The sequence below is a fragment of the Agrococcus sp. GW821-FHT14H11 genome (assembly GCF_058803545.1).
Map to the genome: position 1 here is coordinate 108,313 of NZ_JBXAPA010000002.1, position 22,456 is coordinate 130,768.

The window sequence follows — 22,456 nt, forward strand, 5'->3', positions numbered from 1 at the left end:
GTGGCCGAGCACGAGGAGTTCCCGGTGCCCGGCGCCGACGACGAGGGCCGCGACGCGGCGTCGCCCGAGGGCCAGGACGAGCCGAAGGTCACCGACCCTTCGACAGGCTCAGGGCAGGCCGACGGGTCTGGCGACCCGTCGCGGAAGATCGACCCGGAGACGGGCGAGCCCCGCGAGGCTGCTTCGGGCGACGCCCCGGCGGCGGAGGGCGGCGAGCCCGCTCCCGCCGCCGCGGGCGCGCCCGACGCGGGCGCCGCATCCGACGACCTGAGCGACGAGGACCGCGCCCTGCTCGAGGGCGAGGCCGCGGCGATCGAGGCGGAGCGGGCCGCGTTCGAGGCGAAGTCGGCGCAGCAGCTCGACGAGCTGCAGCGCCTGCGCGCCGAGTTCGTCAACTACCGCAACCGCACCGAGCGCGACCGCGCGGGCGACCGCGACGCGACCACGGCATCCGTCATCAGGACGATGCTGCCGGCGCTCGACGACCTCGACCTCGCCGAGAAGCACGGCGACCTGGCCGAGGGGCCGCTGGCGATCGTCGCGCAGAAGCTGCGCGCGTCGTTCGACCAGCTCGGCGTCGTGCGGCTGGGCGAGGTCGGCGAGGCGTTCGACATCGACAAGCACGAGGCCGTCGCCCAGCTGCCGAACCCGGAGGTGACCGAGATGGTCGTCGCCGACGTCGTGCAGGCGGGCTACCGCATCGGCGACCGGATGCTGCGCGCCGCCAAGGTCGCGGTGTTCGTCCCGGCAGAGTGAGGCACGCACCCGAGCAGGGCCCGGAGCCGAGGGAGGTGAGGCATGGCTAGCAACGACTGGTTCGACAAGGACTTCTACGCGGTGCTCGGCGTCGCCAAGGACGTCAGCGCCGCCGACCTCAAGAAGCAGTACCGCAAGCTCGCCCGCCAGTTCCACCCCGACTCCAACCCGGGCGATGCAGCCGCGGAGGCGCGCTTCAAGGAGATCTCCGAGGCGCACGCCGTGCTCTCCGACCCGAAGCAGCGGCAGGAGTACGACGCGATCCGCGCGATGGCCGGCGGCCGCCCCCGGTTCGCGCCGGGCGGCGCGGGCGGCTTCGAGGACGTCTTCGGCGGCTTCGGCGGCGGCCCGCGCGTGCAGTACTCGCAGGGCGACTTCGAGGATCTGCTCGGCGGCATGTTCGGCGGGGCCGGCGGCTTCGGCGGCGCAGGCGGCTTCGGCGCGCGCCGGCCGGCCAAGGGCCGCGACGTCACCGCGCGGGCCGCGCTCGACTTCACGTCGGCGGTGCAGGGCGACACCCTCAAGCTCACGGTCGGCGGCCGCACCATGACGGTGAAGGTGCCGGCGGGCGTGCACGACGGGCAGAAGATCAAGCTGGCCGGCAAGGGCGACCCGTCACCCACCGGCGGCGAGCCCGGCGACCTCATCCTCACGGTGCAGGTGCGGCCGCATCCGGTCTTCACCATGGACGGCCTCAACCTGCGCCTCGACGTGCCCGTGACGTTCGCCGAGGCGGCGCTCGGGGCGACGATCGAGGTGCCCACGCTCGGCGGCAACCCGGTGCGGCTCAAGGTCGCGCCGGGCACCCCCTCGGGCCGCGTGCTGCGCGTCAAGGGTCGCGGCGTGGCCGGCAAGAAGGGCACGGGCGACCTGCTCGCCACCATCCAGGTGGCGGTGCCGGCGCACCTCACCAAGGAGCAGGTCGAGCACCTCGAGGCGTTCGTGGCCGCGGGGCCGAGCGAGTCGCCGCGCGCCGACCTGCTCGCGAAGGCGCGGACCGACTGATGCGCGGCGTGCCGGAGGGCCTCGACGAGACGTCGCCGATCTTCTCGATCGCGGCGGCCGCCGAGCTCGCCGGCCTGCACGCGCAGACGCTGCGGCAGTACGACCGGCTCGGGCTCGTCGAGCCCGCACGCACCGTCGGCAACACGCGCCGCTACTCGATGCGCGACGTCGGCCGGCTGCGACAGGTGCAGCTGCTGTCGGCCGAGGGCGTCTCGCTCGAGGGCATCCGGCGCATCCTCGCGATGAGCGACGAGAACCGCGAGCTGCGCGCGCGCGTGCGCGAGCTCGAGTCGGCGCTCGCGGATGCGGTGATGCAGCAGCAGGGACGCCGCGTCTTCGCCGCCGGCGCGACCGGCATCACCACGATCCGCGCGGGCGCGCGCCCGTCGAAGCCCGGCTCGATCGTGCTCTGGCGCGGCGGGCGCGGGTAGCCGGCCCTGCCGGGTCCCGGTCACTCGGCGGGCGCATCCGGACTTCCGGTACCGATCTGCGGGTCTCCCGGACGGGCACCCGCGGATCGGTACCGGAACCCCGCGCGTTCCCTGCCCGCGAGGCGAGCGGATCCTGGGCCGGAGATGCGGGCCGGATGCCATGATGCTGACCGTGACCGACCCCGCAGCCCCGCCGCCGCCGGGCACCGACACCCCGGTGCCGGCGGACGCCGCGGCGCGCGCGGCCGCCGCGGGTCGCGCTCGGCAGGTGTCGGCGGCGTCGGCGCCGGGCCGTGATCGGCTCGTGCCCGCGACCGCGATCGAGAGCCGCGCCGCGGAGCGCGCACGGCTTCGGCGCGAGCGCCTCAGCATGCCGGGGACGGTCGTGGCGGGCTCGGTCGTGCACGGCTCGGTCGTCTCCGGCGCCTTCGTGCCCGGCGCGGCGCCGCCCGTGCCCAACCCCGCGGCCGGCATGGCCGGGGGAGCGCGGGTGATGCCGCCCGGCCTCGTGCCGGCGGTCGCCGACTCGATGCCGCCGCGGCTCGTGCCGCAGCAGTGGGGGCCGCAGCCCGGGCCGTACGGGATGGTCTACGGCGGGGCGCCCTACGGCACGCCTCCCACCGGGCCGCAGCAGGGCACCTTCGCCGTGGCATCCGCCGCGTACGCGGGCCAGCAGGGTCAGCCCGGGCCCTACGGCGCGGCGCCCTACCCGACCGGCTCCTACTCGCCAGGGCCCTACGGCGCCGGGCACTACCCGCCCGCGCCGATCTTCATCGTGCCCCCGCGCATCCGCTGGACGACCCCGCAGCGCCGCGCGGCGATCCTCGGCTCGTGGGCGGGCCAGACGGTCATGGCGCTCGCGACGCACTTCCTCACCGCGTTCGTGCTCATCGTCGGGTTCGCGTTCCTGCTGCACATCTCGGGCGAGCCGGTCGACGAGTTCGAGGCCGACTCGTGGACGGCGATCGTCTCGCGCTGGTCGATGCCCGACCGGGTGTGGGCGACCGCGCTCATCGGCCTGCTGCTCGGCGGCGTCGGGCTCGCGCTCGGCTGGCTGCTGAGCGCCCTCTGGGCGCGCTCGGCGGGACTCGCGAAGCCGCACCGCTCCGCGTGGCTCGCGTGGCTGTGCACGACCGCGGCGACCGGCTTCGTCGGCATCATGCTGTGGCCGCTCGTGCTGTTCGGCGGCATGATCTCGGTGATCGCGAGCTCGTCGTCGTCGCTCACGATCGGGTCGATGTGGTCGATGCTGTTCTGGGCGATGGCGCTCGCGGTGGTGCTGACGGGGCTCGTCGGGCTGCTGTTCGGCTGGCTGTTCCTCTCGACCGCGAGGCCGCGGGTCGACCTCGTGGGCCTCATGGCCGAGGAGGAGGCGCGGCAGCGGGCCGCCGACGAGGCCGAGCTCACGGCCGTGCGGCTGCGCGGGGAGCCCGCGTGAGCCCACGCCCGCGCACGGCGGCGCGGCCGGATCCGCTGCGCCCCGAGCAGCGCGCCGCGGTGCGCGCGGCCGGCGCGACCGGCCTCGCGCTCGTCGCCACGGGAGCGGGCCTCGCGTGGGGGCTGCTCGTCGTCGCACTCGTGCTCGCGGTGCTGCGCGCGGCGGTCATCGACCTGTTCGACGACCGCGAGTGGGGCATGGCGGTCGTGCGCTGGATCGAGGGGCTCGACGCGTCGTGGCTCGTGCCGATCGTGCTCGCGCTCGTGCTGCTCGCGGTCGGCCTCGTCGCGCTCGGCGCCTGGTGGAGCACGCGGCGGATGCGCCGGGCCGGCGTCGTCGGCGCGGCCGCGGTCACGCTGCGGGGCGCGGCCCTCGGCACCGGCCTGCAGGCGGTGCTGTCGACGCTGTCGAGCTGGCTGCTCGGGCTGCTCGTGCTCCTCACCGGCGTGGTCGGCGCCTGGATCGTCGCGGCGCTCTGGGTGGTGGCCGGGGCGGCGCTGTCGGCGCTCATCGGCTGGCTCGCCGGGCCGCGCACGTGGCTCGCGATCGCGCGGCGCGAGGCGCGGCGGGCGACCGCGACCGCGGCGGTGCCGGGCGGATCCGAGCGGCGCGTGCTGCCGCCGGGGTGATCCGGACGGGACCCCCCCAGCGGCGGGGATGCTCCGGACATGACGCGGCGCCCCCGTCCGCAGACGAGGGCGCCGCATCCGTCGCGTCAGGAGCGCGTCACGGCCGAGTCAGGACTCGGTGCTGGAGCCCGCGGCCGCCGGCGCCTGGCTCGACGGTGCCTGGTTCTCGCCCGAGCCGCCCGCGCTGATCTGCGACTGGCGGTCGCGCTGCTCCACCGTGATCTTGCGCGGCTTGGCGCGCTCGGCGACCGGGATCGTGAGCATCAGCACGCCGTGCTCGTACGACGCCTCGATCCTCTCGAGGTCGACGTCGCTGCCGAGGCCCAGCTGTCGCATGTAGCGGCCGGCGGGCCGCTCCTGCGCGAGCCACTGCGCGCCGTCGGCGGAGCCGATCGTGCGCTCGGCCTGGATCGTCAGGGTGTTCGCATCGACGTCGAGGTCGATCGAGCCCGGGTCGACGCCCGGCAGGTCGACGTTGACGATGTAGTGGTCTCCCGCGCGGTAGAGATCCATCGGCATCCAGCTCGACGAGCGCTCGGTGCCTCCGCTCGTCAGCAGGCGGGCGGCCATGCGGTCCATCTCGCGGAAGGGATCGAAGGTCAGTGCCATGACAACCACCTCCTCAGCTTCGGGCCGTCGCCCCCATGCGACGGTCCCCGGTGTCTGTGGCAGCCCCTCGGAGCGTGCCCCGCGGAGCGCCTCGATTTTAGCACTCTCGGTGGGAGAGTGCCAGATCGCGCAGACCGCTCCCACCCTTGCGCGCGGGCGCCTCGCCGCCCATGCTCGATACCGTCGCCGCGCTCGGGCACGGGTGCGGCACCGAGGCGAGGGGGCCGAGCATGCGACTGGTCGCGCACGAGTTCATGACGCTCGACGGCGTCATGCAGGGCCCCGGCGGCGCCGAGGAGGACACCGCGGGCGGCTTCCGGTGGGGCGGATGGGTCGCACCGGCGTTCGACGAGACCGTCAGCTCGGTCGTCACCGGCTGGTTCGAGCGCACCGACGAGCTGCTGTTCGGCCGCACGACCTACGACATGATGGCCGCCTACTGGCCGCTCGTGACCGACCCCGCCGACCCGGTCGCGCAGCGGCTCAACACCGCGCCGAAGCACGTCGTCTCGACGACGCTGCGCCTCGAGGACGCCCCGTGGGAGCGCACGGCGTCGGTCATCGCCGCCGACGTGCCGCAGCGCATCCGCGATCTCAAGGCGCTCGGCGACGGCGAGCTGCAGGTGCACGGCTCGTGGCAGCTGCTGCAGACGCTGCTCGACGAGGGGCTGCTCGACGAGCTGCGCCTCATCGTCTTCCCGGTGGTCGTCGGGCGAGGCAAGCGGCTCTTCGACGACGTGCAGCGGCCGTCGGGCTTCGAGGTGGCGGATTCCCGGGTCGCGCCGAGCGGCGCGGTGGCGATGACGCTCACGCCGGCGCCGTTCCGCACCGCGACCTACGAGGTGGTCGACGGCAAGGAGGTCATGGTCGAGGAGTAGCCGTCGTCGGCCGTCGGGGTCGGTGCCGCCCGCGTCAGTCGCCGCGCGCGGCCCGCGCGAGCAGGCGCCCGGCCGAGCGCACGCGCACGGGCCGGCAGCCCGCATCCGTCAGCCCCTTGACGATCGCCGGCTCGCGGCTCGCGAGGATGAGTCCGCGCTTGACGAGGAACGCGGGGCTCTTGCGGCGCTCGCGGAGGTCGCGCGCGAAGCGCAGGCCCATCGTCACCCAGCGCGAGCGGCGCACGCAGATCGCGTCGGCGAGGATGCCGCGGCGCTCGGCCTCGGCGACGACCTCGGCGACGAAGATGCCCTCGGCCACGAAGAGCGAGGCGCCCTCGAGCGCCACCTCGTGCACGCCGGCGGATGCGCTGCGGGAGATGTCGTAGACGGGCGCGGCCGTGCGGCCGGTGCGGGCGAGCTCCTCGAGCGCGGCGAGCGCGCGGTCGCGGTGCCATGAGTCCGGGTGGTCCCAGTCGACCTCGCCGGTCTCGAGCCGCGGGAGCTCGGGGTCGTCGCCCTCGCGGTAGTAGTCGTCGAGCCGCAGCAGCGGCAGCCCCGAGCGCTCGGCGATGCGCGACTTGCCGGAGCCGGAGGCCCCGCCGATGAGCACGACGCGCGCGAGGGGCTCGGCGTCGGCGGGCATGGGCTCCATCTTCCCACGACGCGGCGCGCGCTGCCGCCGCTCGCGCCCGTGCACGTGCACGTGCACGTGCACGTGCACGCGCAACCGGGCCCGACCGCGGTCGCGCACAACGCAAGCCCGCCCGGCGGCTTCGGCGGCGATCAGGGCGACCGCCCCGCACGCGCCGCGGAGATCGCGTTGTGCGGAGCGAGGAGCGCAGAGCGCGGAGGGCGGGGGAAGCGCGGCGAGGCGGCGAGGGGCGCGGCGTTCAGCCGCGCGTCAGTCGCCGGCGGCCATGCTCGACGCATGCGGGTGCTCCTGGTCGACGATGAGGCGCGGCTCGCCGACGGCATCCGGCGCGGCCTCCTCGCCGAGGGCATGACCGTCGACGTCGCCCACGACGGGGTCGACGGGCTGTGGCGGGTGCGCGAGTTCGCCTACGACGTCGTGCTGCTCGACGTGATGATGCCCGGCATGAGCGGCTACCGCGTCTGCCAGACGATGCGCGCGGAGGGCATCTGGACGCCCGTGCTCTTCCTCACTGCGAAGGACGGCGAGTGGGACGAGGTCGAGGGGCTCGACACCGGCGGCGACGACTGGCTGACGAAGCCCTTCTCGTTCCCCGTGCTCGTCGCGCGCATCCGCGCACTCGAGCGCCGCGGCGGCCGCGAGCGGCCGGTGGTGCTCGAGGCGGGCGACCTGCGGCTCGACCCCGCGGCCCGCACGGTGGACCGGGGCGATGAGCGGCTCGACCTCAGCGCCCGCGAGCTGTCGGTGCTCGAGCTGCTCATGCGGCGGCGCGGCGAGGTGGTGACGAAGCGGCAGCTCCTCGACGACGTCTGGTCGGAGGACTTCGACGGCGACCCGAACATCGTCGAGGTCTACGTGGGCCGCCTGCGCCGCAAGGTCGACCGGCCGTTCGGGCGCGAGGCGATCGAGACGGTGCGCGGCGCGGGCTACCGGCTGGCGGCCGACGGTGGCTGAGCGGGCGGCGCCCGAGCCGCGCCCGCGCCGGCACGCGTCGATCCGGCTGCGGATCACCGCCGCGGCGGTGGCGGTGGTCGCGGTCGCGCTCGGCCTCGGCGCGACTGCGCTCGTCTGGACGCTCGAGCGCATGCTGCAGGCGTCGGTCGGCGAGCAGCTCGCCGACGAGCTCGATGCGCTCGCGCAGGGCGTCGACGAGGGCACCATCCAGACCGCCGCGCTCGTGCAGCGCGACGACGACGTGCTCGTCGCGCTGCGGTCGACCTCGGGGGTCGTCGTCAACGCCGACGCGGCCGCCGAGCTGCCGGTGCCTACGGGGCGCGAGCCGCTCACCGCGACGGTGGAGGGCGAGCGCTACGTCGTCGTGGCGGCGGATGCGGCCGGCGGCGCGATCGTCGTCGCGCGCTCCCTCGCGACCATCGACGACGCGGTGCGCTCCTCGACCGCCCTGCTCGCCGTCGCCGTGCCGCTCGCCGTCATCCTGGTCGCGACCGTGGTCTGGATCGTGGTCGACCGCGCGCTCTCGCACGTCGACCGCATGCGCGCGCAGGTCGACGAGATCGACGCAGCCGGGCTCGACCGGCGCGTGGAGACGACGAGCCGCGGCGACGAGCTCGACCGCCTGGCGACGACGATGAACCGCATGCTCGCGCGCGTCGAGGCCGACGCGCGCTCGCGCCAGCGGTTCGTCTCCGACGCCTCGCACGAGCTGCGCTCGCCGCTCGCGTCGATGCGGCAGTTCGCCGAGCTCTCCCGCACGCACCCGGACGCGGTGGCGCCCGGCGAGCTGTCGGAGGTCGTGCTGCACGAGGGCGAGCGGATGCACGGGATCGTCGAGGCGCTGCTGCTGCTCGCACGCCTCGACGAGCACGCCGCCGGCCAGCGGCAGGCGGTCGACCTCGACGACCTCGCGCACGAGGAGGTCGCGCGCGTGCGCGCGCTCGGCCGCGCCGTCGACGGCTCGGCGGTGCGCGCGGCGCCCGTCGTCGGCGACGCGCGGCTGCTGGGTCGCGCCTGCCGCAACCTGGTCGACAACGCCCTCCGCCACGCGCGCGGGCGGGTCGCGCTCGGCTCGGTCGTGCGCGACGGCCGCGCGATGCTGTGGGTCGACGACGACGGCGCCGGCGTGCCGGAGGGCGAGCGGGATCGCGTCTTCGAGCGCTTCGTGCGGCTCGACGAGGGCAGGGCCCGCGACGACGGCGGCTCGGGCCTCGGCCTCGCGATCGTGCGGCAGGTGGCGCGCGCGCACGGCGGCGACGCGTGGGTGACGAGCGCACCCGCAGGCGGCGCCAGGTTCGTCATCGAGCTGCCGGCCGCGCCCGCCGCACGAGACGAGCCGGGTTCCTGAAGCCCTGTTCAGCATCGTTCAGTCCCGCGTCAGCGCCCGACGGGGAAGGTGGAGCCATGAGCAACGAGCACACCCCTGACGACCGCAGCGACCTGACGCCCGGCGACCCGCACCGCGAGGCGCCCATCGGCGCCGACGACCCGACCCCGCGCCACCCGGAGGCGTCCGCGGCGTCCGCCGACGCATCCGCCACCGCGCAGCACGAGACCGCTGCGGCCCCGGCCGCTCCGCGGCGCGGGCGCGGCATCCTCAAGCCGATCCTCATCGGCACCGGCGCGGCCGCCGTCGTGCTCGCCGTCGCCGGTGTGGGCATGTCGATCGCCGACGCCGTCGACGACGGCGACGACCCGGCCCCCGGCGCATCGACCTCCGAGTCGGCGGGGCCCGGCGGACACGGCGGCGATGACGACCACGACGACGACCGCGGCGGCGACCGCGACGACGATGACGCATCCGCAGCCCTCGACGGCTCGGTGCCGACCGAGCCCGGCGACCTCGTGGCCGCCATCGAGGCGGCGCTCGAGGCCGCGGGCGGCGGGGACGCGACGAGCGTCGAGCTCGAGCGCGACGGCTGGAAGGTCGACGTGCTGCTCGCCGACGGCGGCGAGGTCGAGGTGCGGGTGCCCGTCTCCGGCGACCCGGTGGTGCGCGCCGACGACGACGGCGACCGGTCGAGCGACCTGCCGCTCGACCCCGCGCGCGTCGAGCAGATCAGCGACGCGGCGATCGCGGCCGCGGGCGGCGGCGTCGTGACCTCGATCGAGACCGAGGAGAGCGGCGACGTGCGCTTCGAGGTCGAGGTCGTGCGGGACGGCCAGGAGGTCGACGTCGAGCTCGCCGACGACCTCTCGGTGCTCGCCGCCGACTGAGCGACCATCGCGTTGCGACCGGGCCGGCCTCCGCCTTCGCGCGGCGGCCGGCTCAGTCCGCGTCGTCGATGAAGCGCTCGAGGAGGCCCGTCATCACGGCGGGCTGCTCGGAGTGCACCCAGTGCCCCGCGCCCTTGACCGTCACCCGGCGCACGCGCGGGAACCGCGCCTCCATCTCGTCGCGGAACTCGTCGCGCACGTAGCCGGAGTCGGCGCCCGCGATCCACAGCACCGGCCCCTCGTAGACCGCGTCGGTCTCGGGGAAGCCGCGCAGCGCGTCGAGGTCGCGCCGCAGCACCTCGAGGTTCGGCAGCCAGCGCCAGCCCTCGCCGTCGCGCTGCAGGTTCTGCAGCAGGAAGGCGCGGATGCCCGGGTCGGGCACGGCGGGCGCGAGGGCGGCGTCGGCGTCGGCGCGGGAGGCAATCGCGGCGAGGTCCATGCCGAGCATGGCGTCCATGAAGCCGCGGAACTCGTCGCTCGATCGGTAGGAGACCGGCGAGACGTCGACGACGCAGAGCCGCTCGACCCGCTCGGGGTGGCGGAGCGCCGCGAGCATGGCCGCCTTGCCGCCCATCGAGTGGCCGACGAGCGCGGCCGGCTCGTCGATGGTCGCGGCGACCGCGTCGGCCATCTCGGCGTAGTCGACCCGCTCCGTCCACGGTGAGCGGCCGTGGTTCGGCATGTCGACGAGCGTCACGCGGTGCCGGTCGGCGAGCGCCTTGCCGATCTGCATCCAGTTGCGGCCCTGGCCGAAGAGGCCGTGGCAGAAGACGACCGGCGAGCCGGTCTCGCCGAGGCTGGTGGTGTGGAGCTCGCTCACCCGCCTCACAGTACTCACGCGGCGGAGGAGCGCCGGGCCCTGGCGCGCGCGATCGCGACGAGCGCGGCGCCGCCGAGCAGCACGGTCGCCGCGATGACGGCGCTCATGATCGCGACCCCGCCGTAGCCGGTGTCGTAGCCGGCCGGGTCGAGGAACGGGTACGGGTACCAGTACGGGTTGCCGGTCGCCTGGTCGAGCGTGGCGGGCCCCCGCAGCAGGGTGTAGGCGAGCCACACGACGGGGAAGATCGCGACGATCGCCAGGTCGGCGAAGCGCACCTGGCGCGGGCGGCTCGCGAGCCAGTCGACGAGCATCCACACCGGCGCCACGAGGTGCAGCACCTCGTTCGACCAGCCGAGCGTCGCGCCCTGCGGCAGCTCGATGCCGCGCAGCAGCGTGTTGTAGACGATGCCGGTCACGACCATGTACGTCGTCGCGCACAGCACCAGCACGTCGAAGCGCCGACCGATGCGCGGGCGCCCGAGCTGCGCGGCGACGAGCACCGCGAGCACGACCATGGCCAGCACGTTCGACTCGATCGTGAAGAAGCTGAAGAAGTTGAGCAGGTCGAGCGGGACCGACGCGTCGCCGCGCGCGGTCCAGAAGGCGATGCTCGTGATGAGCTGTCCGACGATGGCCGCGAGGATCGCGAGCGCCATGACGGCGCGGCCGACGAGCAGGAGGCGGCGGATGCGCGAGGCCCGGATGGGCGTGGTCGCCTGCGTCTGCGAGGTCGTCATGCGCGCTCCTGGGCTCGGCACGGCGTCGAGGGCGGGCGCCCTGGCACGTCACCCGCGAGCCTAGCCCGCGTCGCCGTGGCCGGGTCAGCCGCGGTGGAGCGACCGCCGGCGCGCGATGCCGATGAGGCCGCCGGCGACGAGCAGCAGCGCGGCCGTGATCGCGAGGCACGTCGTGGCGACCCCGAAGGCGCCGTTGTCGTAGGTCGCGGGATCCAGGTGCGGGTACCAGTACGGGTTGCTCGCCGCCTCCTCGGGCGTGCTCGGGGCGCGCAGCAGCGTGTAGCCGAGCCACGCCGCCGGGAACACCACGACGGCCGCGAGATCGCGCCGGTGCACGGCGCGCGCACCCGCGGTCACGGCCCAGTCGACGAGCATCCACGCCGGCGCGATGACGTGCAGCACCTCGTTCGCCCACACGAGGGTCGCGCCGTCCGGCAGCTCGATCGGGCGCATGAGCGCGTTGTAGACGACGCCCGTGACGACCATGCAGGTGGTCGTCGCCAGCAGCACGACGTCGAAGCGGCGACTGAGACGGTCGCGCCGGGGCAGCCCCAGGGCGAGTGCGATGAGCAGGACCATCGACGCCGTGTTCGACAGCACGGTGAAGAGGGAGCCGTAGGCGACGAGGTTCACGGCGAGGTCGGTCGCCCCGCGCTCGCCCCAGAACTGCAGGCTCGTCAGCAGCTGCCCGAGGAGCGCGGCTGCGATCAGGGCCGCCATGCCGAGGCGCGCCGTGAGGAGCGTGCGGCTGCGGAGGTCGCTCGTGACGCGGACGTCTTCCTTGACAGTCATCCACCTCACCCTAGGCGGGGCGCTGCGCGGCTCTGAGCCGGTGTCCGCCGCATTGAGGTCGGCTTGAGGCGATCTTGAGCCCGCGCCGGAGGACCTGCACCGCATGCGGATGCCGGTCGGCGAAGCGCTCGCCGACCGGCATCCGGGTGCGTCGCGCTACCTGCGCGCGGTGGGAGCCACCTCGAGGCCCGCGCGGTCGACCCGGCGGTGGAAGCGCATGCCGGCGAGGCCGCCGAGCACGGCGCCGATGAGCGCCACGACGGCGACGACGAGCGCCGAGATGATCGCGGCGGTCGTCGCCTGGTCCTCGGGCAGCGGCAGCGTCGGCATCGAGCCCGGCGGAACCGCGAAGTTCTGGCCCGCGACGAGGCCGACGATGGCGGCGAGGATCGCGATGACCACGGCCCACACCCACACGGCGACGCCCTGCTTCGCGCCGTCGAACCGGGCCATCCGCCCGGCCACGTACCCGCCGCAGTAGTAGCCGACGAACCAGATCGCCAGCAGGACGACGATGCCCCAGATGCCGGTCGTGTCGAGGTTCTGCTGCGCGTCCTCGACGACGTCGTCGACGCCGCCCGACAGCGATGCGACGAGCGCCACGATCGCCGCGGCGAGCGCGGTGAGCAGCACGACCGCGCCGGTGGCGGTGAGCCAGCCGAAGAAGGCCGAGCCGACCTTGACGCCGCCGAACCGCTCGCGCTCGCGCGCCACGACGACCTCGCGGTCGTGCCGCGGGTCGACGCCCAGCGGCTCGTCGACGACCCGTCGCTCGCGCACGTCGGCGACGCCGTCGCCGTCGCGATCGGTGAGGTCGTGCCGTCGCTCGCGCACGTCGGCGACGCCGTCGCCGTCGAGGTCGCGGTCGTGCCGCGGCAGCTCGCGCGTGCGCTCGTCGTGCTCGGCCGCGATGCGGCGGTCGCGGTCGTCGGTCAGGTCGAGCGGCCGGTCGGCCGGGTCGCCGGCGGCGCGCCGGTCTGCATCGGAGGGGTAGGGCTCGCCCCGACGGGCGGGGTCCTCAGGGCCGGTGGTGCTCATGTCGCTCTCCTCGCCTCGTGCACGTCTGCGTGCTCGATCGGCCGTCGTGGACGGCGTGGTGTCCCCCAGTATCGGGCGCGGGGCGGCTCCCGCCCCGTTTTCCCAGACGGCGTCCAGGCTCGGGCGACGAGCCGCGCGCTCGCGCGCCAGACATCCCACTAGGCAACGCACCGCATCCGGAGTAAACTTGAGTCAACACCACTCAAGTTTGGATGCGAGGGTCGCCGGGGGAGGCGGGCAGCGCACGAAGGGGGAACCACATGGCACGGATGGGCGGCATGATGCCCGGCCAGGACGACCAGCAGTCGGCGCTGGAGCAGTTCGGCACCGACCTGACCGCGATCGCGCGCGCAGGCCGGCTCGACCCGGTGATCGGGCGCGACAGCGAGATCCGGCGCATCAGCCAGGTGCTGTCGCGGCGCACGAAGAACAACCCCGTGCTCATCGGCGAGCCCGGCGTCGGCAAGACCGCCGTCGTCGAGGGCCTCGCGCAGCGCATCGTCGCCGGCGACGTGCCCGAGAGCCTCAAGGGCAAGTCGCTCGTCTCGCTCGACGTCAACGCGATGATCGCGGGCAGCAAGTACCGCGGCGACTTCGAGGAGCGCATGAAGAACGTGCTCGCCGAGATCGCGAAGGCAGAGGGCCGCATCATCACGTTCATCGACGAGCTGCACATCATCATGGGCGCCGGCGCCGCCGAGGGCAGCCAGGGCGCGAGCAACATGCTGAAGCCGATGCTCGCGCGCGGCGAGCTGCGCATGATCGGCGCGACCACGCTCGACGAGTACCGCGAGTTCATCGAGAAGGACGCCGCGATGGAGCGGCGCTTCCAGCAGGTGTACGTGGGCGAGCCGAGCGTCGAGGACACCGTCGCGATCCTGCGCGGGCTCAAGGAGCGCTACGAGGCCCACCACAAGGTGACGATCGCCGACAGCGCCCTCGTCGCCGCCGCATCCCTCTCGAACCGCTACATCACCGCCCGGCAGCTGCCCGACAAGGCGATCGACCTCATCGACGAGGCGGCGAGCCGGCTGCGCATGGAGATCGACTCGGCGCCGACCGAGATCGACCAGCTGCGCCGCACCGTCGACCGCATGGAGATCGAGCGGCTCGCGCTCAAGCGCGAGAAGGACGACGCCTCGAAGGAGCGCCTGGCCCAGCTCGAGGAGACCCTCGCGGGCCTGCGCGCCGAGCTCGCCGAGCTCGACCAGCGCTGGCAGGCGGAGCGCTCGAGCCTCAACCGCATCGGCGGGCTGCGCGAGCAGCTCGACGAGCTGCGCAGCCGCGCCGAGCGGGCGCAGCGCGAGGGCGACCTCGAGCGCGCCTCCCGGCTGCTGTACGGCGAGATCCCGCAGGTCGAGGCGCAGCTGAAGGCCGCCGAGACGAGCGCGGCCGAGGCCGGTGCGCGCATGGTCGGCGACCAGGTGAGCGCCGACGACATCGCCTCCGTGGTCGCCGCGTGGACGGGCATCCCCGTCGGGCGCCTGCTGCAGGGCGAGACCGAGAAGCTGCTGCGGCTGGAGGACGAGCTCGCCGAGCGCGTCGTCGGCCAGCGCGAGGCGGTCTCGGCGGTCGCGGATGCGGTGCGCCGCACGCGCGCGGGCGTCTCCGACCCCGACAAGCCCACCGGCTCGTTCCTCTTCCTCGGCCCCACCGGTGTCGGCAAGACCGAGCTCGCGAAGGCGCTCGCCGAGCTGCTCTTCGACGACGAGAAGGCGCTCGTGCGCATCGACATGTCGGAGTACGGCGAGAAGCACTCGGTCGCGCGCCTCGTCGGCGCCCCTCCCGGCTACATCGGCTACGAGCAGGGCGGGCAGCTCACCGAGGCGGTGCGTCGCCGCCCCTACTCGGTGATCCTCATGGACGAGGTCGAGAAGGCCCACCCCGAGGTCTTCGACCTGCTGCTGCAGGTGCTCGACGACGGCCGGCTCACCGACGGCCAGGGCCGCACGGTCGACTTCCGCAACACCATCCTCATCCTCACCTCCAACCTCGGCTCGGCGTTCCTCACCGACCCGACGGTGCCGAAGGCGCAGGGCCGCGAGCAGGTGATGGGCGCGGTGCGCGCCGCGTTCAAGCCGGAGTTCGTCAACCGCCTCGACGACATCGTCATCTTCGACGCGCTCTCGCCCGACGAGCTCGGCGCGATCGTCGACATCCAGGTGCACGGCCTCGACCGGCGCCTGCGCGAGCGCAGGCTCACCGTGGAGGTGACGGATGCGGCGAGGCAGTGGCTGGGGGAGCGCGGCTACGACCCGATGTACGGCGCGCGGCCGCTGCGCAGGCTCATGCAGCGCGAGATCGACGACCGGCTGGCGCGCGCGCTGCTCGGCGGCGTCGTGCGCGACGGCGACACGGTCGTGGTCGACGTCGCGCCGGGCGGCTCGGGCCTGTGGGTGGGCCCGGCCGGCGCCGAGCGCCCCGCGCAGTGGTCGTTCGACGCCGACACGGTCGACGACGTCGACGACATCGACGTGGTGGAGGGCGAACCGCTCGACGACGACCGCTGACGCGCGGCGCCGCCGCGCCTCAGCACAACGCAAGCCCGCCCGTCGGATCCTGCGGCAGGATCCGGCGGGCGCGGCTGCGCGCCGCTGATCGGGCGCCGCGGGCTTGCGTTGTGCGCCGCGGGTGGGAGGCGCCGGGACGCGGCACCGCCCGCGACACGGCATGATCGTTCGGGTGCGCCAGCGCACGGGAACCGGAGGAACGATCGTGGCCGTCGCCTCGCACCTCGATGCCGAGGTCGCCCTGCCGCCGCTCACGCCCGGCCCGCACCGCGCGCGGCTCGGCGTCATCTCGATCGTCGCGTGCTTCGGCGGGCTGCTGTTCGGCTACGACACGGGCGTCATCAACGGGGCGCTGCGGCCGATGAGCGCGGCGCTCGGCCTCGACGCGCTCACCGAGGGCGTCGTCACGAGCTCGCTCGTCTTCGCCGCCGCCGTCGGCGCGCTCCTCGGCGGACGGCTGTCGGATGCGCTCGGCCGGCGCCGGATGCTCGTCGCCCTCGCGGTCGTGTTCTTCGTCGGCACGGTCGTGCTCGTGCTCGCGCCCGGCTTCGAGGCGGTCGTGGCCGGCCGGGTGCTGCTCGGCCTCGCGGTCGGCGGCGCGTCGACCGTCGTGCCGGTGTACCTCGCCGAGCTCGCGCCCTTCGAGATCCGCGGCTCGATCTCGGGCCGCAACGAGGTCGCGATCGTCGTCGGGCAGCTCGCGGCCTTCGTCGTCAATGCGATCCTCGGCAGCGCGCTCGGGCACCTCGACGGCGTCTGGCGCATCATGTTCGCCGTCTGCGCGCTGCCCGCGCTCGCGCTCTTCGTCGGCATGCTGCGCATGCCCGAGTCGCCCCGCTGGCTCGCGGCCCGCGGCCGGCACGACGAGGCGCTCGCGGTGCTGCGCACGGTGCGCGCCGACGACCGCGCGGTCGCCGAGCTCGCCCAGATCGAGCGTGCGGGCGCGCTGCCCGACGGGAGCCGCCGCGACCGGCTCCGCCTCGCCGAGGTGCTGCGCATCCCGTGGCTCCGCCGCATCCTGCTCATCGGCATCGGGGTGGGCGTCGCGCAGCAGCTCACCGGCATCAACTCGATCATGTACTACGGCCAGACGGTGCTCGTGGAGTCGGGCTTCTCGGCCCAGGCGGCGCTCATCGCCAACGTCGCCCCGGGCGTCATCGCGGTGGTCGGCGGCCTCGTGGCGCTCGCGATGATGGATCGCCTCGACCGCCGCACGACGCTGCTCATCGGCTTCTCGCTCACCACGCTGTGCCACGTGCTCATCGGGGTCGCGTCGGTCGCGCTCGAGCCGGGGCACCCCATCCGCCCCTTCGTGATCCTCGCGCTCGTGGTGGCCTTCGTCGGCGCGATGCAGACGTTCCTCAACGTCGCGACCTGGGTCTACCTCTCGGAGGTCTTCCCGCAGCGGATGCGCGGGCTCGGCATCGGCATCGCCGTCTTCGCGCACTGGCTCGCGAACGGCGCGATCGCGCTCGGCTTCCCGTCGCTCATCGGGGCGGTCGGCATCACCGGCACGTTCTTCCTCTTCGCGGCCGTCGGCGCGGTCGCGCTCGCGTTCATCGCCACGCAGGTGCCCGAGACGCGCGGACGCTCGCTCGAGCGGCTCGAGCACGAGCTCGCCGCCGGCCGGCCGCTCGCGCGCCGTCGCTGACCGCGCGTCAGTGGAACGGGCAGCGCGAGCCCGACCCGGCGGCGGATGCGGCGCGCACGACGCCGCCGGAGGCCGGCTTCGTGGGCAGGCGGCGCCGGCTCACGTGCAGCCGCTCGCCGAGGATCGACAGCCGCGGGTCGCTGAGCGCGGCGATCGCGGCGGCGAGCCCCGCGATGGCGATCTTCTCGCCCGGGCAGCGGTGGCCGGTCGACGGGTGCCCGCCGCCGTGCGGGATGAAGGCGGCGATCGCCTCGAAGTCGTCGACGCCGACGAAGCGCTCGGGGTCGAACTCGTCGGCCCGCTCCCAGGAGCGCTCGTCGGTGTCGGTGCCGAGGATGTCGATGAAGACGCGCCCGCCCGCCTCGAGGCGCTCGCCGTCGAGCTCGACGTCGACGATCGCCTCGGCCGGCAGCATCGGCACGAACGGGGCCGTGCGGCGCACCTCCTGCGCGAACGCGGTCGCGAGCGGGCCCTCGGTGAGGCGGCCGCGCTCGGCCGTCTCGGCGGCGATGCGCTCACGCCAGGCCGGCCGGTCGTGCAGCTCCTTCGCGGCGAACGCGACGAACCGCGCGACCGCGATCGTCGGCCGCAGCACGTTCTGCAGCTCGACGCCCGCGAGCCGCGCAGCGAGCAGCTCGCCGTCGGGCCCGCGGTGCCACGCCCACTCGTGCAGCGCGGTGCCCTCGGCGGCCTCGAGCGTGCCTTCGCGCACCGCCTCGATCAGCTCCTCCGCGTGCCGGTCGCACCACCGCCGGTTGAGCGCGGCGAGCAGGAACTCCGGCGAGTAGGGCACGCCGAAGCCGTCGACGATCTGCGCCTCGCGTGCTGCCCAGCGCGTCTTCGCCTCGGCGGTGCCCGGCAGGCCCGCCCAGCGCATGATCGCGCGGCCGAGCGCGCCGACCGCGGCGTCGTAGGCGGAGCGCTCGCCGCCCGCGACCCACGCGTCGACCTCCGCCCGCCACTCCCGCTCGAGGTGCGGCAGCAGGCGCTCGACCTGCGCGTCCTCGTAGGCGACGTCGAGGAACGTCGCCTTGCGGTGGCGGTGCGCCGCCCCGTCGAGGGAGTGCACCGAGCCGTGCCCGAAGAGCGTCTCCTGCACGAACGCCGGCATCGCGCCGTGCCGGCGCATCCGCTCCTCGTCGTAGAACAGGTCGACGCCCTCCGCGCCGCGCACGAGCAGCGAGGGCCGGCCGAGCAGCCGCAGGGGCACCGCCCGGGCGGCCGCCCCGCGGGCGCGGTGCCAGATGTGGGCGCCGAAGTCGTAGCCCTTCGCGACGAAGGCGAGGGTATCGTCGGAGGTGGGGGCGTTCGCCATGGGGTCCGTCCTTCCGTCCCGCCCGACGCTAGCCCTGCCGCCTGACCGCGCCCCGAGCGGCCTCCGGCGGCGGCCCTGGCCGATGTCAGACCCCACCTGCTAGGCTGGTCGCACTGCGTGAGCCGGGCGTCGAAGCCCCTCACCTGCGTCGTTGAACGCTCCTCTCTCCATCCGGCTCCCGGATGTCGATGAACCTTCCACGGCGAACGATCGCGGCCACCGCCGCGCTCGCCGAATCTGCGTCGACGCATCCACCCAAGAATCCGCCTGCACGAGTGTGCAGCGACCACGGATGCGCGCGCACGCTCACAGAAAGAGCAACCTTGACCGACATCACCACCACCGCGCCCACGCCGACCTTCGCCGAGCTGGGCGTGCCCGCCAAGCTCGTCACGGCCCTCAAGGCGATGGACCGCGAGCACCCGTTCCCGATCCAGGCCGACACCCTGCCCGACACGCTCGCAGGCCGCGACGTGCTCGGCCGCGGCAAGACCGGCTCCGGCAAGACCCTCGCCTTCGCGATCCCGCTGGTCGCCCGCCTCTCGGGCGAGCTCGCTGGCGGCGGCCGCCGCAAGGGCCTGCCGCTCGGCCTCGTGCTCGCGCCGACCCGCGAGCTCGCCACCCAGATCGCGGCGACGATCGCACCGCTCGCGAAGGCATCCGGCCTCACCGTCACCACCATCTTCGGCGGCGTCTCGCAGCGCCCGCAGGAGCAGGCGCTCCGCGCCGGCGTCGACATCATCGTCGCCTGCCCGGGTCGCCTCGAGGACCTCATCAACCAGGGCGTCGCATCGCTCTCGGCGATCGAGATGACCGTCATCGACGAGGCCGACCACATGGCCGACCTCGGCTTCCTGCCGGTCGTCACGAAGATCCTCGACAAGACCCCCTCCGGCGGCCAGCGCATGCTGTTCTCGGCGACCCTCGACAACGGGGTCGACAAGCTCGTCAAGCGCTTCCTGCAGAACCAGGTCATGCACTCGGTCGACGAGGCGCACTCGCCCGTCGCCGCGATGACGCACCACGTGTTCGAGGTCGCGCCCGACGACAAGAACCTGCTCGTGCGCCGCCTCGCCTCGGGCGAGGGCCGCCGCATCCTCTTCACCCGCACGAAGCACCAGGCGAAGAAGCTCGCGAAGCACCTCACCGCGTCGGGCATCCCCGCCGTCGACCTGCACGGCAACCTGTCGCAGAACGCCCGCGACCGCAACCTCGCGCAGTTCTCCGACGGCACCGTGCGCGTGCTCGTGGCGACGGATGTCGCCGCCCGCGGCGTGCACGTCGACAACGTCGAGCTCGTGGTGCACGTCGACCCGCCCATGGAGCACAAGGCCTACCTGCACCGCTCGGGCCGCACGGCGCGCGCGGGCTCGGAGGGCGACGTCGCGACCGTGATGCTGCCCGCGCAGCGCCGCGACACGATGACGCTGCTGCGGAAGGCCGAGATCTCGGTGCCCGCGCAGATCGTCACGGCGTCGTCGGATGCGGTCGACCAGCTCGTCGGCCCGTACGCCCCGCACGTGGCGCCGGTCCCCGGCGGCCCCGGCTCCGGCAACGAGATCCAGCAGCCGCAGGGCGCGGGCCGCTCGGGCGGCGGCCGCGGTCGTGGTCGCGGCAGCCGTGACGGCGTCGCGGGCTCCGGCGCGCACGGCGCCGGCGCCGGCACCGCCCGCTCCGAGCGTCCCCGCAAGGACCGCTCGGGTCGCCCCGAGACCAAGGGCGGCGCCGGCGCTGCCGGTGGCCGCGGCGGCCAGGGCGGCGGCGCCCGCTCGGGCGGCGCGCGCTCGGGTCAGCCGGCTCGCCAGGGCGGTCGCCCGGGCGGCCAGGGCGGCGCACCGCGCGGCGGCTCGTCCGTGGCGTGGTCGTCGACCGGCGGCGGCTCGCGCCGCGCCCCGCGCCGCGCGCAGGGCTGACGCCCCACCGCACCCCGCGCATCCGCGCGCGGAACGGCCCCCGGCTCAGCGCCGGGGGCCGTTCCGCGTCCGCGGGCGCAGATGTAGGGGCAGTGGCTGTCATCGCGGGGTGATGCGAGCACTTGGCCCTATATCTGTGGGGAGGCGAGGTGCGTTGCGGCGCGGCGGAGGGCGGCAGCCGCGCGAGGTGGGGGAGGCGCGGGGCGCGGCTCAGCGCGCCGCGAGCACCGCCGCGCCGATCGCCGCCGCGTGGTCGCCGAGGCGGGCGAGCTCGAGCCGGCGCGGCTGCGGCACGCCCTGCAGCGGCGCGTGCGCGGCGAGCTCGCGCTCGATCACCGGCAGCAGCAGGTCGGCGGCGGCGAGCATGACGCGGCCGCCGAGCACGACGACCTCCGGGTCGAAGGCGGGCAGCAGGCGGCGGAGCCCCGCCGCCACGGCCCATCCGGCCCGCTCCATGACGGCGAGGGCCGTCGCATCCCCGGCCCGCGCCGCGCGCTCGAGGTGCAGCGCCGTCGGGCGGCCGCCCGGCGCGAGCGCCACCGCCGCCGGCACCGCCGCCGCGTCGCGCGCGAGCGCGTTGCCGCCCGCGTAGGCCTCGATGCAGCCGCGCGCCGTGCACGAGCACACCGGCCCCGACTCGTCGACCGTCACGTGGCCGAGCTCGCCCGCGAGGCCGTGGGCGCCGAGCAGCGGCCGCCCGTCGGCGACGAACGCGCCGCCCACCCCGGTGCCGAGCGCGATCAGGATCGACGACGACGCGTCCGCCGCCGCGCCCATCGCCGCCTCGCCGACGAGGTAGCCGTTGGCGTCGTTGTCGATCGTGACCGGCACGCCGAGCCGCTCGGCGAGCGCCGAGCGCAGCGCGAAGTCGCGCACGCCGAGGTGCGCGGCCCAGATGATCGACTCGCGGTCGCGCGGCATCCACGCGGCGATCGCGAGGCCGACGGCGGCGACGGGCGGGCGGCCGAGGTCGGCCAGCTGCGCGTCGAGCTCGCGGACGGCGCCCTCGAGCGCGTCGAGCAGCGCCTCGGGGCCGTGGATGCGGTGGGGCCGGTGGGTGCGCACGAGCACGTCGTCGAGGCCCCATGCAGGGGTCGCCGAGGCGCCGCCGCCGGGGCGAGCGGCGAGCGCCACCCCCGCGATCTTCGTCCCGCCTACGTCGAGGCCTGCGATCGTCACGCTCCCATCCTGCCGTGCCGCAGCGCTCGCGCGGCCCGGGCGGCGCATCCGCCGACGACGCATCCGCGCGCCGCGCCCGAGCATCCCTCGCCTCCGGGCCCGCAGGCGGCAGGATGGCCCCATGCGGCTGGCGACCTGGAACATCCTGCACGGCAGGACCCACGCCGACCCCGCCGTCGACGAGGACCGGTTCCGCCGCGCGATCGCCGATCTCGACGCCGACGTGCTCGCACTGCAGGAGGTCGACCGCGGCCAGTCGCGCTCGGGCCACATCGACCTCACCGCGGTCGCGGCGGAGGCGATGGGCGCCACGGCGTCGCGCTTCGTGCCGACCGTCATCGGCGATCCCGCACGGCCCTGGCGGCCCGCGGGCGACGACGACCTCGACGCGACCGCCGACGCCTACGGCATCGCGCTGCTGTCGCGCTACCCGGTGCTGCGCTGGCACGTGCACCGGCTCCCGCCCGCGCCGATGTTCCGTGCCCCGGTCGTCGACCCCGAGACGCACCGCGTGGTGTGGCTGCGCGACGAGCCGCGCGCGATCGTCGCGGCGACGATCCGCACGCCGCACGGCGTGTGGACGATCGCGTCGGCGCACCTGACCTTCGTGCAGGGCACGAACGCGCAGCAGCTGCGCCACGGGATGCGGTGGCTGCGCACGCTGCCCGGTCCGCGCGTGCTCATGGGCGACCTGAACCTGCCGCCCGGGATGGCACGTCGCGTGGCGCGCGCGCGGCTGCTGGCCCGGGGCGCGACCTACCCCTCGCACCGCCCGCTCGTGCAGCTCGACCACGTGCTGAGCGCCGACCAGCTGCCGCCGTCCCGGCAGGCGCGCGCGCCTCGCCCGGCGTTCTCCGATCACCTGCCGGTCGTCGTCGAGTTCTAGCGACCGCGGGCCGACCGGCGCCCCGCCCGACGGGATGCGCGGC

At 75.0% G+C, this 22,456-nt stretch carries 21 protein-coding genes; 13 read left to right on the forward strand and 8 right to left on the reverse strand.

Annotated elements, in window-relative coordinates:
- The 5 genes from AC1RNL_RS02625 (at nt 1) to AC1RNL_RS02645 (ending at nt 4,259) form a co-directional block, all read left to right on the forward strand.
- Nucleotides 1–756, forward strand: a complete 756-nt coding sequence (locus tag AC1RNL_RS02625; RefSeq protein WP_492934323.1) for a nucleotide exchange factor GrpE — start codon at nt 1–3, stop codon at nt 754–756.
- A gap of 42 nt (nt 757–798) precedes the next feature.
- Nucleotides 799–1,761 carry a DnaJ C-terminal domain-containing protein gene (locus AC1RNL_RS02630; protein ID WP_492934324.1) on the forward strand — a complete coding sequence of 321 codons (963 nt, stop codon included), beginning with the start codon at nt 799–801 and terminating at the stop codon, nt 1,759–1,761.
- Complete coding sequence (locus AC1RNL_RS02635) at nt 1,761–2,192, forward strand: heat shock protein transcriptional repressor HspR (RefSeq protein WP_246992594.1); 432 nt, start codon at nt 1,761–1,763, stop codon at nt 2,190–2,192. Before AC1RNL_RS02630 ends, AC1RNL_RS02635 begins: the two co-directional genes overlap by 1 nt.
- A 172-nt stretch (nt 2,193–2,364) precedes the next feature.
- Complete coding sequence (locus tag AC1RNL_RS02640; RefSeq protein ID WP_492934325.1) at nt 2,365–3,630, forward strand: hypothetical protein; 1,266 nt, start codon at nt 2,365–2,367, stop codon at nt 3,628–3,630.
- On the forward strand, nt 3,627–4,259 hold the full coding sequence (locus AC1RNL_RS02645; protein ID WP_492934326.1) for a hypothetical protein: 633 nt from the start codon (nt 3,627–3,629) through the stop codon (nt 4,257–4,259). The genes AC1RNL_RS02640 and AC1RNL_RS02645 overlap by 4 nt, the downstream gene beginning before the upstream one ends.
- 108 nt (nt 4,260–4,367) lie before the next feature.
- On the opposite strand, the gene AC1RNL_RS02650 is transcribed toward AC1RNL_RS02645, so the two are convergent.
- Entirely contained in the window at nt 4,368–4,868 is a 501-nt protein-coding gene (locus tag AC1RNL_RS02650) for an Hsp20/alpha crystallin family protein (protein ID WP_128188935.1), read from the reverse strand.
- Nucleotides 4,869–5,098: 230 nt separating this feature from the next.
- On the opposite strand from AC1RNL_RS02650, the gene AC1RNL_RS02655 reads away from it, so the two are divergent.
- Entirely contained in the window at nt 5,099–5,746 is a 648-nt protein-coding gene (locus tag AC1RNL_RS02655; protein ID WP_492934327.1) for a dihydrofolate reductase family protein, read from the forward strand.
- Between the two features lie 34 nt (nt 5,747–5,780).
- On the opposite strand, the gene AC1RNL_RS02660 is transcribed toward AC1RNL_RS02655, so the two are convergent.
- Nucleotides 5,781–6,497: a uridine kinase family protein gene (locus tag AC1RNL_RS02660; protein WP_492934328.1), complete on the reverse strand. Its 717-nt coding sequence runs from the start codon at nt 6,495–6,497 to the stop codon at nt 5,781–5,783.
- A gap of 177 nt (nt 6,498–6,674) precedes the next feature.
- On the opposite strand from AC1RNL_RS02660, the gene AC1RNL_RS02665 reads away from it, so the two are divergent.
- The 3 genes from AC1RNL_RS02665 to AC1RNL_RS02675 are packed head-to-tail and all read left to right on the forward strand — an operon-like array spanning nt 6,675 to nt 9,569.
- Complete coding sequence (locus tag AC1RNL_RS02665) at nt 6,675–7,352, forward strand: response regulator transcription factor (protein WP_492934329.1); 678 nt, start codon at nt 6,675–6,677, stop codon at nt 7,350–7,352.
- A complete protein-coding gene (locus tag AC1RNL_RS02670; RefSeq protein ID WP_492934330.1) occupies nt 7,345–8,700 on the forward strand; it encodes a sensor histidine kinase in 1,356 nt (451 codons plus the stop codon). Before AC1RNL_RS02665 ends, AC1RNL_RS02670 begins: the two co-directional genes overlap by 8 nt.
- Before the next feature lie 56 nt (nt 8,701–8,756).
- A complete protein-coding gene (locus tag AC1RNL_RS02675) occupies nt 8,757–9,569 on the forward strand; it encodes a hypothetical protein (protein ID WP_492934331.1) in 813 nt (270 codons plus the stop codon).
- 52 nt (nt 9,570–9,621) lie between these two features.
- Here the strand turns inward: AC1RNL_RS02675 and AC1RNL_RS02680 are convergent, their stop codons facing one another.
- The 4 genes from AC1RNL_RS02680 to AC1RNL_RS02695 form a co-directional block, all read right to left on the reverse strand.
- Complete coding sequence (locus tag AC1RNL_RS02680) at nt 9,622–10,389, reverse strand: alpha/beta fold hydrolase (protein WP_128188930.1); 768 nt, start codon at nt 10,387–10,389, stop codon at nt 9,622–9,624.
- A gap of 14 nt (nt 10,390–10,403) precedes the next feature.
- Nucleotides 10,404–11,129: a Pr6Pr family membrane protein gene (locus tag AC1RNL_RS02685; protein ID WP_240671278.1), complete on the reverse strand. Its 726-nt coding sequence runs from the start codon at nt 11,127–11,129 to the stop codon at nt 10,404–10,406.
- 84 nt (nt 11,130–11,213) lie between these two features.
- Nucleotides 11,214–11,921, reverse strand: coding sequence for a Pr6Pr family membrane protein (locus AC1RNL_RS02690; protein ID WP_492934332.1), 708 nt, complete (start codon nt 11,919–11,921; stop codon nt 11,214–11,216).
- A 156-nt stretch (nt 11,922–12,077) separates the two neighbouring features.
- On the reverse strand, nt 12,078–12,959 hold the full coding sequence (locus tag AC1RNL_RS02695; RefSeq protein ID WP_492934333.1) for a hypothetical protein: 882 nt from the start codon (nt 12,957–12,959) through the stop codon (nt 12,078–12,080).
- Nucleotides 12,960–13,219: 260 nt separating this feature from the next.
- Between AC1RNL_RS02695 and AC1RNL_RS02700 the strand changes: the two genes are divergently transcribed.
- Both AC1RNL_RS02700 and AC1RNL_RS02705 read left to right on the forward strand, forming a co-directional pair.
- Entirely contained in the window at nt 13,220–15,469 is a 2,250-nt protein-coding gene (locus AC1RNL_RS02700; protein ID WP_281440018.1) for an ATP-dependent Clp protease ATP-binding subunit, read from the forward strand.
- A 205-nt stretch (nt 15,470–15,674) separates the two neighbouring features.
- Complete coding sequence (locus AC1RNL_RS02705) at nt 15,675–17,120, forward strand: sugar porter family MFS transporter (RefSeq protein ID WP_492934334.1); 1,446 nt, start codon at nt 15,675–15,677, stop codon at nt 17,118–17,120.
- A 7-nt stretch (nt 17,121–17,127) separates the two neighbouring features.
- Here AC1RNL_RS02705 and AC1RNL_RS02710 read toward each other — a convergent pair whose 3' ends face one another.
- Nucleotides 17,128–18,435, reverse strand: coding sequence for a cytochrome P450 (locus AC1RNL_RS02710; RefSeq protein WP_492934335.1), 1,308 nt, complete (start codon nt 18,433–18,435; stop codon nt 17,128–17,130).
- 407 nt (nt 18,436–18,842) lie between these two features.
- Here AC1RNL_RS02710 and AC1RNL_RS02715 point away from each other — a divergent pair, with 407 nt between their 5' ends.
- The gene (locus tag AC1RNL_RS02715; RefSeq protein ID WP_492934506.1) at nt 18,843–20,348 is read left to right on the forward strand and encodes a DEAD/DEAH box helicase; all 1,506 of its coding nucleotides are present in this window, start codon (nt 18,843–18,845) and stop codon (nt 20,346–20,348) included.
- 210 nt (nt 20,349–20,558) lie between these two features.
- Here the strand turns inward: AC1RNL_RS02715 and AC1RNL_RS02720 are convergent, their stop codons facing one another.
- On the reverse strand, nt 20,559–21,527 hold the full coding sequence (locus AC1RNL_RS02720; protein WP_492934336.1) for an ROK family protein: 969 nt from the start codon (nt 21,525–21,527) through the stop codon (nt 20,559–20,561).
- A gap of 121 nt (nt 21,528–21,648) precedes the next feature.
- On the opposite strand from AC1RNL_RS02720, the gene AC1RNL_RS02725 reads away from it, so the two are divergent.
- Nucleotides 21,649–22,413, forward strand: coding sequence for an endonuclease/exonuclease/phosphatase family protein (locus tag AC1RNL_RS02725; protein WP_492934337.1), 765 nt, complete (start codon nt 21,649–21,651; stop codon nt 22,411–22,413).
- The last annotated feature ends 43 nt before the right edge of the window (nt 22,414–22,456 follow it).

Coding starts and splice junctions, on each gene's coding strand:
- AC1RNL_RS02700 (WP_281440018.1), top strand. CDS start 13,220: ATGGCACGGATGGGCGGCATGATGCCCGGCCAGGACGACCAGCAGTCG.
- AC1RNL_RS02710 (WP_492934335.1), bottom strand. CDS start 18,435: ATGGCGAACGCCCCCACCTCCGACGATACCCTCGCCTTCGTCGCGAAG.
- AC1RNL_RS02685 (WP_240671278.1), bottom strand. CDS start 11,129: ATGACGACCTCGCAGACGCAGGCGACCACGCCCATCCGGGCCTCGCGC.
- AC1RNL_RS02690 (WP_492934332.1), bottom strand. CDS start 11,921: ATGACTGTCAAGGAAGACGTCCGCGTCACGAGCGACCTCCGCAGCCGC.
- AC1RNL_RS02715 (WP_492934506.1), top strand. CDS start 18,843: ATGGACCGCGAGCACCCGTTCCCGATCCAGGCCGACACCCTGCCCGAC.
- AC1RNL_RS02655 (WP_492934327.1), top strand. CDS start 5,099: ATGCGACTGGTCGCGCACGAGTTCATGACGCTCGACGGCGTCATGCAG.
- AC1RNL_RS02635 (WP_246992594.1), top strand. CDS start 1,761: ATGCGCGGCGTGCCGGAGGGCCTCGACGAGACGTCGCCGATCTTCTCG.
- AC1RNL_RS02630 (WP_492934324.1), top strand. CDS start 799: ATGGCTAGCAACGACTGGTTCGACAAGGACTTCTACGCGGTGCTCGGC.
- AC1RNL_RS02695 (WP_492934333.1), bottom strand. CDS start 12,959: ATGAGCACCACCGGCCCTGAGGACCCCGCCCGTCGGGGCGAGCCCTAC.
- AC1RNL_RS02675 (WP_492934331.1), top strand. CDS start 8,757: ATGAGCAACGAGCACACCCCTGACGACCGCAGCGACCTGACGCCCGGC.
- AC1RNL_RS02725 (WP_492934337.1), top strand. CDS start 21,649: ATGCGGCTGGCGACCTGGAACATCCTGCACGGCAGGACCCACGCCGAC.
- AC1RNL_RS02650 (WP_128188935.1), bottom strand. CDS start 4,868: ATGGCACTGACCTTCGATCCCTTCCGCGAGATGGACCGCATGGCCGCC.
- AC1RNL_RS02665 (WP_492934329.1), top strand. CDS start 6,675: ATGCGGGTGCTCCTGGTCGACGATGAGGCGCGGCTCGCCGACGGCATC.